This window comes from Allobacillus saliphilus (assembly GCF_018138385.1).
GTDB classification, from domain to species: Bacteria; Bacillota; Bacilli; order Bacillales; family Alkalibacillaceae; genus Allobacillus; species Allobacillus saliphilus.
Map to the genome: position 1 here is coordinate 1 of NZ_JAGSIE010000032.1, position 13014 is coordinate 13014.

Annotated in this window: 9 protein-coding genes and 1 pseudogene; 7 read left to right on the top strand and 3 right to left on the bottom strand. The window is 37.1% G+C overall.

What is annotated here, in order from left to right; translation table 11 throughout:
* Positions 1-831: 831 nt before the first annotated feature.
* Together KC820_RS10415 and KC820_RS10420 are read right to left on the bottom strand one after the other, a co-directional pair.
* The gene (locus KC820_RS10415; RefSeq protein WP_212370825.1) at positions 832-1143 is read right to left on the bottom strand and encodes a DUF378 domain-containing protein; all 312 of its coding nucleotides are present in this window, start codon (positions 1141-1143) and stop codon (positions 832-834) included.
* Between the two features lie 357 nt (positions 1144-1500).
* A pseudogene (locus tag KC820_RS10420) lies at positions 1501-3559 on the bottom strand (catalase).
* A gap of 343 nt (positions 3560-3902) precedes the next feature.
* Between KC820_RS10420 and KC820_RS10425 the strand changes: the two are divergent.
* The 4 genes from KC820_RS10425 to spxA all read left to right on the top strand — a co-directional run bounded on the left by KC820_RS10425 (position 3903) and on the right by spxA (position 7766).
* A complete protein-coding gene (locus KC820_RS10425; protein ID WP_212370826.1) occupies positions 3903-4721 on the top strand; it encodes a ZIP family metal transporter in 819 nt (272 codons plus the stop codon).
* A gap of 292 nt (positions 4722-5013) precedes the next feature.
* On the top strand, positions 5014-6240 hold the full coding sequence (locus tag KC820_RS10430; RefSeq protein WP_212370835.1) for a putative glycoside hydrolase: 1227 nt from the start codon (positions 5014-5016) through the stop codon (positions 6238-6240).
* A gap of 272 nt (positions 6241-6512) precedes the next feature.
* Positions 6513-7100: a GNAT family N-acetyltransferase gene (locus KC820_RS10435; RefSeq protein ID WP_212370837.1), complete on the top strand. Its 588-nt coding sequence runs from the start codon at positions 6513-6515 to the stop codon at positions 7098-7100.
* Positions 7101-7370: 270 nt separating this feature from the next.
* Positions 7371-7766, top strand: coding sequence for a transcriptional regulator SpxA (spxA, locus tag KC820_RS10440; protein ID WP_144088589.1), 396 nt, complete (start codon positions 7371-7373; stop codon positions 7764-7766).
* Between the two features lie 89 nt (positions 7767-7855).
* On the opposite strand, the gene KC820_RS10445 is transcribed toward spxA, so the two are convergent.
* Positions 7856-8548 carry a TerC family protein gene (locus KC820_RS10445; protein ID WP_212370845.1) on the bottom strand — a complete coding sequence of 231 codons (693 nt, stop codon included), beginning with the start codon at positions 8546-8548 and terminating at the stop codon, positions 7856-7858.
* 386 nt (positions 8549-8934) lie between these two features.
* Here KC820_RS10445 and mecA point away from each other — a divergent pair, with 386 nt between their 5' ends.
* From mecA to KC820_RS10460, 3 genes are all read left to right on the top strand, one after another.
* Positions 8935-9636, top strand: coding sequence for an adaptor protein MecA (mecA, locus tag KC820_RS10450; protein ID WP_212370847.1), 702 nt, complete (start codon positions 8935-8937; stop codon positions 9634-9636).
* Between the two features lie 619 nt (positions 9637-10255).
* Positions 10256-11770: a cardiolipin synthase gene (cls, locus tag KC820_RS10455; protein ID WP_212370849.1), complete on the top strand. Its 1515-nt coding sequence runs from the start codon at positions 10256-10258 to the stop codon at positions 11768-11770.
* A gap of 18 nt (positions 11771-11788) precedes the next feature.
* A complete protein-coding gene (locus tag KC820_RS10460) occupies positions 11789-13000 on the top strand; it encodes a competence protein CoiA (protein WP_212370851.1) in 1212 nt (403 codons plus the stop codon).
* The last annotated feature ends 14 nt before the right edge of the window (positions 13001-13014 follow it).

Genomic DNA, 13014 nt, shown 5'->3' on the forward strand with positions numbered 1-13014 from the left:
ACTTTGGGGAGGTACTTCCTTTTTTGTGTTTTGAAACCCTTGCCCTGTAAGGGCTAAGATTTATGAAATTTATTCAAATTCCGATGATTTTCAAATCGAGGATAGAGCATAAAATTTGATCGCTACCGTTGAATAGAGCGCTTCAAATCGAGGGGAGAGCATAAAAATAGGTCGCTACCGTTGAATAGAGCGCGTCAAATCGAGGGTAGAGCATAAAATTTGATCGCTACCGTTGAATAGAGCGCGTCAAATCGAGGGTAGAGCATAAAATTTGATCGCTACCGTTGAATAGAGCGCGTCAAATCGAGGGTAGAGCATAAAATTAGGTCGCTACCGTTGAATAGAGTGCGTCTAATCGAGGATAGAGCATAAAATTTGATCGCTACCGTTGAATAGAGCGCTTCAAATCGAGGGTAGAGCATAAAAATAGGTCGCTACCGTTGAATAGAGTGCGTCTAATCGAGGATAGAGCACAAAATTAGGTCGCTACCGTTGAATAGAGCGCTTCAAATCGAGGGTAGAGCACAAAATTAGGTCGCTACCGTTGAATAGAGCGCGTCTAATCGATGCTAGAGCATAAAATTTGATCGCTATCGTTGAATAGAGTGCGTCAAATCGATGATAGAGCATAAAATTAGGTCACTATCGTTGAATAGAAGAATTTTTCCTCACTCCCTGAATAAAACATCACTAAAATTACATTTAAAAACACTCATGAAAAAAGCACCGACTGGAGTCAGTGCCTTTTTCAGTGATAAGGAATAACTGAATGTCGAGCTGATTTTGCCCCGACAAAACGTTCATTTTCCGTCTAATTAATTCAAATGACAATTAACGTAAATCAATATCATCATCTTGTCTTTCCTCTTCCAATGCTGAGAAATCATCTTCTTCACCAAATTCTGTACCATATTGTAAGTTTCCTGATTGAGCAGAAGAGGCTGGGTCACTTTCTGAATCAAATAACATTGATATAGCATAAAGGCCACTTAGTCCAACGAGAGCGTATACAATTCTAGATAAAAGTGAATCTTGTCCACCAAAAAGTGATGCTACTAAGTCAAATTGGAAAAAGCCAATAAGCCCCCAATTGATTGCTCCGATAATGACAAGTAATAATGCAATTCGTTTTGCAGTATCCACATTTTCACCTCCCGATTAGTAATCATTTGGTATTCGATTTGGATCAAACTTAAATTGAATTACTTCCTAATGCTGTATTGTGTCCTGTTTATGAAATGACATCTGTTAATGGAGCAATTGGTACATAAAGAATGTTCATACATAGCTTGTGCAGTTGAAAATGATTCATGCAAAATCATAAAAAATGATTGAATGGATTATAATAAAACGCAACAGAACATTTTGGTCGAATTTCTTTAAACAGCACTCAGAGCTAGGAACCAGTAATGTGCTCTAATAAATAGGTTAAAGAAAACCCGTACAAATGATTGGTAAGCCCTTCATCATCTGTACGGGTAAAGTGAAAATGGTTCTTATTTAAATCCGATCATAAAATCGTTGCTGAGCGATCGCAGATAGGAAGTCTTTGTTAAAGTTTGGATTGTTGGCGGCAAAAACGACACCTGATAAGTTGTTGTTTTCAAAAGCTCGAATATAAGGTAGTCCAGTTGTCGCAACACCGATTGGTTTGTAGTGCTTGTAAGCATTGTGCACAAATTCAGAGATATCATTCATGAATTTAGCTTGTTGTTTGGATTCTCCACCGACTACGTAGAGCGAATCATATAAATAAGGGCTGGCAGTTAAAAATGTTTTATTCGCCTTAATTGAAGTACCGCCTTCACCTGAAATTGTACCAAGCCGTTCACTAATAACATCGACAAACACGTCATTCTTCTCTAAAAATTGAATGACACTGGTCACTTCATCTGCATCAAAGCCATTTCCAATCAACACGCCGACTTTTTGAGTCGCAGCATAAAAAGGAACATTGGCAAGACTTAATGATGGATAACTTGTCGAGACAGGGACGTGGGTGCCTTCGGGTTGTTCGACACCAATATTATCCGCAACGATACAAGCAAGCTCTCGATCAACGTTCACTAATAAGTTAACGTTTTGTTGACGAACCGACTCACTTTCCACCTTGCCCAATTGGAAGCTGAAAGCCTGAATCGTATGCTTCTTTTCAACAGGGGTTAAGCTGTTCCAAAGTATGCGCGGTTGGGTAAAGAAGTCATTAAAAGATTCACTTCGTCCACGCACAACACGGCCATCCACTTTCTGAGGATAATGTTCATAACCACCAGCTTCTGGTGGAGTCGTATACGGAGTGTTGTTTGCTAATGAATTTTCGTGATAATTTACTTGGTCCACATCGATTCGATAACGCATCGGTCCACGTCGTTGGTTATTGTGAAATGGGCAGACAGGCTTATTGATTGGCAATTCTTGAAAATTTGGACCGATTCGGTGTGCTTGCGCTGCATGATAGGCAATTAGTCTGCCCTGTAAAATAGGATCATTAGAAAAATCGATTCCCGGTATAACGTTCCCAGGATTAAAAGCAACTTGTTCTGATTCTGTATGATAGCTATCGATGTTTTTATTAAGCGTCAATTTTCCTACGAGTTGGACGGGGATAAGTTCTTCCGGCCAGAACTTTGCTGGATCAAGAATATCAAAGTCGTATTTAAACTCATCTTCCATTGGTATCAATTGAACCCCCTAATTCATATTCAGGGTAAAGTCCGTTCTCAATTGCTTCTCGTAAATCGCGGCGATGAAAATCGGGGTCGATTCCACCTAATTTCATTGCTTCATCTTGAAGTAATGCATGAGTGCCGAGAATTGGCTTCCAAACGAAACGTACAAACGTCGTCACATTCTCTTCATTGACAAACAAGTACGTATTGATCGACCAAGATTCCATCATTCGATAACTCCTAACAATCCCTCGATCTGTCATAATCCATTGCACCATATGAAGTGCTTCAGGGTTATTCGCTACATAATCCCAAAAATAATCATGGGCTCCAGTTGCCGTTGGTATGTCATCATCTGGTTTAGCTTGATATGCATGGATGACATCAGGAAATTTCATAGGATCCTGATTGATCAAGACAGGCATTGCAATCGTCGTTAAATCGTAATTACCTGCTTCTGTATAAAATTTAACGCCTTTACAGCGCAGGTCTCTTGCAGTGTCATAAGAGCCACGAGGCCCTTGGACTGTAGAAAAGCGTACAGTTAATGGTGTTTTTTTACCTGGCTCTTGCAGGAAGCATGCTTTCGTCACATGTTTCATCGATTGATAACATTCAAACTCACCATGTGCACTATAGCCTCTTGCATGCACGACTCTCTCCGGTTGTTCCTCTTGCACAAAATGCGTCATTTTTTCGAAATAATGAACATCTTCATGTAAAGAAGGACCACGTACTCCAGCTTTAAGTGTCTCTGAATCATTGGATATCTTCCGTCCCTGGTTTGTTGTCATAGGTTTGCCGGTATTTTGGATTCGATATTGATCAAGCTGTTCTTGTTTCGGGTTCTTTCCACGCTCATTTTGATCTTTCGATAAATCCTCACTCATATATCTCACCCCATCATTGAATTTCTGCCCATTTATATCTCTATGAATGGTTTGGAGAATTAGAACGACTATGTTGACAATGAATAGATGTGTTCAAAGAGGGTTAAACGCTCGTATAAATAATTAATGTCAAAGCGAATTGGGTAAACAAGCTGAGACAGCGTTAAACAATCGTAGGTAATGAATCAATTGCGCGATTAGTATACGGAAGTCACAGTCACTGACAATTTAAAAATTAATTAAAAATAAATGTTGACCATGGGAAACACTTTTGGTATATTTCACATATGGTAAATTGACTAATTAATTTCGAATTTAAAATAGAAAGAAGTGAAATCAACGTATGCTTGATTGGTTTATGGATTTAAGTTTATTTAATCAGACATTGATTGCAGGATTATTTACATGGCTAACTACAGCATTAGGTGCTGCCTCTGTTCTTGTAGCAAAGAAGGTTAATTTGAAAATTATGGACGGCATGCTTGGATTTGCGGGAGGCGTAATGATTGCAGCGAGTTTTTGGTCATTGTTATCCCCGGCGATCAGCAGAGCAGAAGAAAGCGGTCTACCTGGTTGGCTACCTGCTGCGATAGGCTTCCTTGTTGGTGCCATTTTCTTATGGGCAATGGGAAAACTAATACCACATATGCACGCATACGCAAGACGGAATCAACCGGAAGGATTACAGCCTGAAAAAAGAAAACGTAGTACATTATTAATTCTCGCTGTCACACTTCACAACATACCTGAAGGACTTGCGATTGGGGTAGCGTTTGGTGCTGTTGCTACTGCTGTCGATTCTACAGCAGCTCTTGTGGGAGCAAGTACACTTGCATTAGGGATCGGTCTTCAAAATATACCTGAAGGTGCTGCGATCTCTTTGCCACTTCGGCGTGAGGGAATATCGCGCCTCAAAAGCTTTATGTACGGCCAATTTTCCGGAATGGTCGAACCTTTGTCAGCAATTGCTGGCTTTTTAGCAGTGACATGGATGGCACCAACCCTTCCATATGCACTAAGCTTCGCGGCAGGAGCGATGATTTTCGTTGTTGTTGAAGAAGTCATTCCTGGTTCACATGAAAATGGGAATAAAGATATGGCGACGATGTGCTTAATGATTGGTTTTGTCATCATGATGATTTTAGATGTTGCTTTAGGATAAAGGTAAAAGAAATCAAATGAGAGCGGGAGAGATTCCGCTCTTTTTATTATGATTAGAATCTTTAAAAAAGTTTTAATCGTTATATTAACCGGGAAGAAAGAGCATAGAATTGATTAAAACTTGATTGAACAGAATGCGAGCAGGTAAAGTTTTTGTCTGTCACGAGTCTATAAAATTGTTATATTAAACTTCATACAAAATTACTGTAGAAAATTGTAGAAATAAGTCCCATTTACAGTAAAAACATAATATAATAGACTTAGTGTATGAGAAATAGATGGGGGATAGGAAAATGAAAAACAACAAGACTTTTTTACAAATTCTTATAATGATTTCATTTACATTATTAGTAGGAATGACAATCCATGCGGAAGAAGACACAAATGAAAAAGATGGTAACAATGTTCAGTTACATACGCAATTTTCAACAGAATTAACAGAAAAAGTGCTTCCTGACCCTGTCCCTCGTTTCGTTTACCAAAGCGAATTTAATTTTGAGTACCCAGATGCAGTCCGAGGTGTTTACGTTACAGGCCATTCGGCAGGTGGTGAACGCTTTAATGACTTAAAGGATCTTATTGCTTCCACTGCGTTAAACACAATGGTCATTGATATTAAAGATGACCACGGAAACATAACTTATAAAGTAGAAGATGACAGTAAGGAATATAGTCAATTTTCCCAGAACTTTATTAAAGATCCTCAAGCAATGTTAAAAGAATTAGAAGAAGAGAAGATTTATCCAATTGCTAGAATTGTTGTTTTCAAAGATACGAATCTAGCAGAAATGAAACCAGAATGGTCATTTAAAGAAAATGGTTCCGTATGGAAAAATGGCCGAGGAGAGGCATTCGTCAATCCATTTATTAAGGATGTTTGGAAGTACAATCTTGAAATTGCCAAAGAAGCGGCTAAGATGGGTTTTCAAGAAATCCAATTTGACTATGTACGTTTTCCGGAAGGGTTTGAAAAACGGGATGAATCGCTTGATTATAGTCGAGGAGACTTTGATAAAGCAGACTTAGATAATATAAAAGAGCGTGTCAATGCGGTGACTAGCTTCGTAGAGTATGCAAATAAGGAATTAGAACCTTATGATGTAGATGTTTCTGTAGATATTTTTGGCTATACGGCAACGATTGAGGAAGCGCCAGGCATTGGACAAAACTTCTTACAAATCGCTGATAACGTTGATGTGATCTCTTCCATGATTTATCCAAGTCATTGGACATCTTACTTTGGCATTGAAAAGCCTGACACTGAGCCGTATAAACTTGTTGATGAATACAGTAAATCGGAAAATGAATTGCTAGACCAATTAGAAGATCGACCGATTTCCCGACCTTGGATTCAGGATTTCACAGCCAGTTGGTTATATCCAGCAGGCCAGGCGTTCACATACGGTAAAAAAGAGGTAGAAGCTCAAATTCGTGCTTTATATGATAATGATATTTATGAGTATTTGATATGGAATTCAGGGAACCGATACACAGAAGGCGTCAATTTTGATCCAAAATAACGAATGAAATGAAGTGCTGTAGGAAGCAAATTCTTTCTACAGCACTTTTTTTGAATGTCGATGATAGTTATTAATTTCCATAAAACGATCTATCCAACAGCCATTAAGTGGATCTATAAGAATAAAAGAGTTTAGGTTATGATGATCCCATTTAATCCATTCTCAAGCTGAATATTCAGGCTTTATACGGTTTAACTTTCAAGTCGCCTTCCTATAAAATAAATAAATGTAAGTGAAGAAAACCAGAATTCAGTCTACGAAGGAGCGAAATTATGACTTGGTATGAAAAACTAAATGAATACTTTCCAATTGAAGAAATGAAATCCAAAGAACACTTTGAAGTTTTATTAGATGAGAAAGGGAATATATACCATAAAGATGAAAGTGAAGACCACGTTTTGATGTATGCTGAATACGAACAATTCATTTTTGTTGATTATGTATATGTATCATCAAAAGCACGAGGAGAAGGACTAGGCAAACAATTAATCGGTCAATTAAAAACGAAAGGTAAGCCGATTATTCTTGAAGTGGAACCTGTTGACTACGAAGATACAGATACAGCTAAACGGTTACGATTTTATGAGCGTGAAAACTTCCAACATGCTAAAACGATTGGTTACGAAAAAAAATCAATTGCAACAAAAGAAGTGAATCCGTTGGAAATTTTATTTTGGTCACCAATTGATGAAGATGAAGAATTAATTTACGAGAAAATGAAAAAAACATATGTGGATATCCACACTTATAAGGATAAAGAAATTTATGGAGAGAGCTATCAACCTGTTGATCAAGTATTTAAGCGAAGAAAAAGAGAAACTGATATTTTTGAAGATGCGAATGAATTGCAGTCCACGTAAGGCTCGCAGCTGCCTATTAGATAAGGCAGCTGTTTTTATATTAAAAAAAACCAGTTTTTAGGTTTATAATATTTGTAACAGGGTAATACTTTATTAAAGGATTAAAAGGCAAATATGAAGTTTTGATTACAAATGTCAAATCCATCTATTCATATTAGAATGATTGTAGTATACTTAAGCCATACCCAAGTAAATTAAAGTTATTTTAATCTAATAGCGATTTTAAATATTTTAACTCGTGTTGAAAGCCCTTTAAGGAGAGTGAATGGCATGGTAACATTATTTACTTCACCAAGCTGCACATCTTGTAGAAAGGCAAGAGCGTGGCTAGAAGAACACGAAATACCTTATACTGAACGTAATATCTTCTCTGAAAATCTAAGCGAAGATGAAATTAAACAAATTCTTCGTATGACTGAAGATGGAACAGATGAGATTATCTCTACACGTTCAAAAGTATTCCAAACGTTAGATGTTGGATTAGATCAATTACCTTTAAAGAAATTGATTAAATTAATTCAAGATAATCCAGGACTGCTAAGAAGACCAATCATTTTAGATGATAAGCGACTTCAAGTTGGTTATAACGAAGATGAAATTCGTCGTTTCTTACCACGGAAAGTTCGTTCTTTCCAGTTAAAAGAAGCACAGCGAATGGTAAATTAAAAATAGTATGTCAACAGTCATTGTGTAAACTACATGGTGGCTGTTTTTTTATTGTTATAAACGGGTAAGCTTTATTTTATAGTTAGTGATTATGCTTTTACTGGAATGTTTCTTGAGCGACCGTACAAGCATATGAGAACGATCAATACAATGGGCAATCCAACTTGGATGTATGGTAACGATTCAATATACACTTCAAGTTTTTGTTCATTTAAGATTAATTCTCCACTCGTATAAGCTAATAACGATGCACCAAAATAAATGATGAGCGGATATTTTTTCATTGCATATAGAATTAGCCTGCTACCGAAAACGATGATCGGTACAGAGACAGCCAGTCCAAATAAAATTAAACGAAAATCTTGATTGGAAGCTGCTGAAATGGCCAACACGTTGTCAAATCCCATGACAACATCAGCGATAACAATGGTTTTTACTGCGCCTAACAATGTACCAGATGCTTGAATTTCTTGGTCATCTTCTCCATCTTTCAGCAAAGAAAAGGCAATATATAACAAGAACAATCCACCGATTAGCTGCAAGTAAGGAATCGTAAGTAAGTAAATGGCGACACATGCGAGTAAAAAACGAATGAAGACCGCAAGTACTGTTCCGAGAGCAATCGCTTTATTTTGTAAATGTTCTGGAAGGTTACGGCTAGCCATCGCTATGACAACAGCATTATCTCCACCAAGAATTAAATCCAATCCGATAATAATTAAGACAGCCTTGAAAATATCCCAGTTTAAATTCGTGAATAACTCAGTGAAAAATATGTCCATAATAAACCTCCATTTTATATCGTGACAAGATGTTCACAGTTGGTAATAAATACATTTGTTTCGAGAGCAGTTTAGTTGTTCAAAGGAATGAAATCCTTTATAATTGATTTTTAAAACTAGATAGAATAAAGAAAAATAATAAAGAAGTTGAAGGAATTGCTTAAGCGATTCTAGAAATAAAGATGGTAGACAAGAAGCATCGCTCGTCCATTTCAAGGGCGAATATGGAATATCTGAATTGTCCATACCAAATCGATGTAGTTACCATACAATATGAACAAGAATATTGATTTATGTTATGATTGAATGATTTTGATTACGGGTAATACACTACTAAGAAGAAACGTAATCCTTCCTCAAAATAAATCGAAGGGAGAGGACGACAAATGGAAATAGAACGTATCAACGAAAATACGTTAAAATTTTATATATCATACAGAGATATTGAAGATCGAGGCTTTAAACGTGAGGATATATGGTATAACCGCGATAAAGGCGAACAACTCTTCTGGGAAATGATGGATGAAGTCAACGATCGAGAAACATTCAATATTGATGGTCCGTTATGGATTCAAGTGCAAGCTATGGATAAAGGACTGGAAATCGTCGTTACAAAAGCGGAAATATCTCAAGATGGTTCTAAGCTTGAATTTCCGGATGGAGAAGAAACACCAATGGATACAAGTATGAATGAAAAAATTGAATCGTTGATTGAAAATAGTGTGCCTCATAAACAAAGGAAAAAAGAGACGTACACGAAAGGTTCAAAACGACAAAAATCAGCTCCAGAAGAAGATGAGGATTTAAACATGACTGTGAAATTCGACGACTTGGAAGATGCGATCTCGTTAAGTCATTCCATGCGTGACACACGGTTTATAGAAGATCAATTCTTTGCAAAAGAAAATCAATATTACTTGTATGTTAACTTTCCGATTGGGTTCTTGAGTGAAGATGAGCAAGAAAATTATATTAGCCGCATCTTGGAATACGGTGAAGAGACGAGCGAAACAATTCACCTTCTCGATGAATATGGAACGAGTATTTTTAAAGAAGATGCATTGAAACAATTAAGAGAAACGTTTTAATAGCTGACAATAACTTTTGTCAGTTATTTTTTTTGCTTATACAAATTCATTCTCCTCGAGTAAGTATGTTACATCATACAGCAGCATGTTATCGATCATTTCAAGTTAAAGATTAGAGAGTCTATACTACCAAATGTTGCTCCATCACTTTCATTCGGGTGTATAGAGCCAGTCTATTCGCCCGAACGCCGATTCTTTTGATACATACAGGTGTATAGAGCCGGTCTATTCGCCCGAACGCCGAATCCTTGGAACCATAAAGGTGTATAGAGCCAGTCTATACGCCCAAGCGGCGATTCCACGGATTCATTTAGGTGTATAGGCATGGTCTATTCGACGGTACGACGAATCATCACATCCATTCGGGTGTATAGAAGACCTCTTTTTCAAATACTGCACCGAATCATCAAATCAATTTGTTTAACCGCCGAATAAAATCTTCAAAATGGGTAATATTTAATTATCCTCGAACAACTGTACAAATACGAACAGATTATTGACTGAAACTTCAAATTGGTCATGGTATAATAAGATATCGTGATGTTGAAGATAATTTGGCTATTAGGTATGGTAACAATAGCCTTCAATCGTTGGAGCTAAGATAAAAAGGGGCTTTCTGATGCTTAAATGGGTGCAAGTGTCATTATTTTTAGGATTATTAGTTATAACCGGTTGGATTTCTTACAGTTTTTTAGAAGGTCAATTGATCGGTACCGTTTCGATCTTTATTGTCATATCCGCAATATTAATTGTTTTTACGATTTTTATTGAAAACAGAAATCCATCTCAGACATTGAACTGGATTCTTATTTTTGCTGTGTTTCCAGTAGTTGGCTTCTTCTTTTATTTGTTATTCGGACGAAACTATAAGAAGAAAAAGCGTTTCGAAAAGAAAAAAGAAGCGGACGAAAAAGCATTCAATATGTATGAGGTTAGTCGCGTATTCAATAATAAAGAAATTGATCAAATGGGCGATCATCAAAAGATGTTTTTTCGTCTGGCACAAGAGCTCGGGAATTCTCCGATTTCGTTTAATACAGATACACGCGTACTTACCAATGGGGCAGAAAAATTTCCAGAGTTGATTGAAGCTTTGAAAAAAGCAGAACATCATATCCATCTGGAATATTATATTGTTCGTAATGACCAAATTGGAAAGCAAATTCAAGAAGTATTGATTGAGAAGGCAAAGCAAGGTGTAGAGGTACGTTTTTTATATGATGCTGTAGGTTGCTGGGCATTGCCGAATTTATACATTGAGCAAATGAAAGAAGCGGGAATCCATGTTCAAGCATTTGCGCCCGTTCGCTTTCCGTTAATTGGAAGCAGAATTAACTATCGAAATCACCGTAAAATTGTCATTGTTGATGGAAAGATTGGCTTTATGGGTGGTTTGAATATTGGTGATGAATACTTAGGAAAAGTGAAAATGTACGGTAAATGGCGAGATACACATTTATACGTTCGTGGTGAATCTGTACGAAGCTTGCAATTAATCTTCTTGAGAGATTGGCAATATGAAACAGATGAACAATTATTGGAGCATAAGTATCTTCAACCTGAAGTTTTAGATCATAAACAAATACAAGGTGGCGTCCAGATGATTGCCGGAGGCCCTGATAATAAATGGGAAACGATTAAGAAACTTTATTTTGCGATGATTATATCGGCGAAGAAAAAAATCTGGATTGCATCGCCTTACTTCATTCCTGATGATGATGTGTTGACAGCAATGAAAGTCGCTAGTCTAAGTGGACTGGATGTTCGCTTGATTGTTCCTAGCAAGCCAGATAAACGTGTCGTTTTTCACGCATCCCGGTCTTATTTTGCTGAGTTGCTTGATGCAGGTATTCGAGTTTTTGAATATGAGAAAGGCTTTATGCACAGTAAGGTTATGTTAGTTGATGACGAATTAGCGAGCATTGGTACGTCCAATATGGATATGAGAAGCTTCCATTTAAATTTTGAGGTAAATGCTTTTCTCTTTAAAACAGATAGTACGATTGAGCTCAAAGAAGACTTTGAAAGAGACTTTCTCGACTCAAACGAGTTAGTCCCTGAAACATTTAATAAACGTTCTATTTTTATCCGTGTAATGGAATCATTTTTCCGCTTATTATCTCCATTATTATAAAAGAGAGGAGGGCGACGCTTGCTGGTTGCTAAAAATGAGCTCGGTAAATTGATTACCGCTTATAAAAAGAATGAGCAAGAAATCAGTCAGCTTCGTTATGAATCTTTTACGTGTCCCGAATGCAATGAAAAAGTTATTTTGAAGGCCGGTAGGATTAAAGTCCCTCACTTCGCACATGAGCAACAGAGCAGTTGTTCAGTGCGACGAGGGGAATCAGCAGAACATCTCAATGGAAAGATGGATATAGACCAATGGTGTCAATATCATGGATTTGCTTCCACCTTAGAATATTCCTTACCTGAAATCGGACAGCGCATTGATGTCGTTGCAAAAATCGGAAGAACACCGGTAGCGTTTGAGTATCAATGCGCTCCCATTTCATTAGAAGAATACGAAGCAAGAACGAACGGGATTCGTAAAGCAGGATTTATGCCGGTTTGGATTTTCGGGGAAAAATATTTAAACGCTCTCTATAATCACTCCTTTCGACTCTCACCTCTTATGAAATCTGCAATTATGAAAGAACCTCCATTTAAACAACCAATCCTTTTGTTTTACTCAACTTCTCAAAAGAGACTCACCATCTTATCACAATTTTTTTCTTCCCAATTTAAATGCTTTGTCCAAAGAAATTATTTACCCCTTCAAAAAGTAGGAATTGAAACATTTCAAAACATGCCAATGAATGTTCCTTTAAGTAGCTTCAAAACATACTGGTTGAAAGAAAAACAGAGACTACGCACAATGCAACGAAAACATATTTCAGAGCTCGACAAGAAATTCATGCTGATGCTCTATCGACAATATCTTCATCCGCAGTATCTTCCAGCCTGTGTACACTTACCAGTACAGTCAAGTTACCGTCTGCTCGTACCAAATTATATATGGCAAACACAATTTCTGCTTAGCTGCTGGAGACAGAAAAATATTGGAGAATATATATCTTGGACGGAAGCTCTTAAATCTTGTAATGAATTATTTACAAACACGATTACCACACAGCACTCCACTCATTCGATTCACCCACTATATGAATACCTTACGTTGTTGTCCTGGTTTGGTTACCTACAAAAAACACCTAAAGGATGGATTGTCCTCAAACACCCACGATACCCTAAAACATTAGATGAAGCATTGCTTTTTGATCGAAATATCTTAGAGCATTTTGGGGAAACACTAATGAAGAAGAGAAGTTTCTTTTTACATTCCGTGGAAGTTGCTATAAAATAAAGAATTGTAAGAAT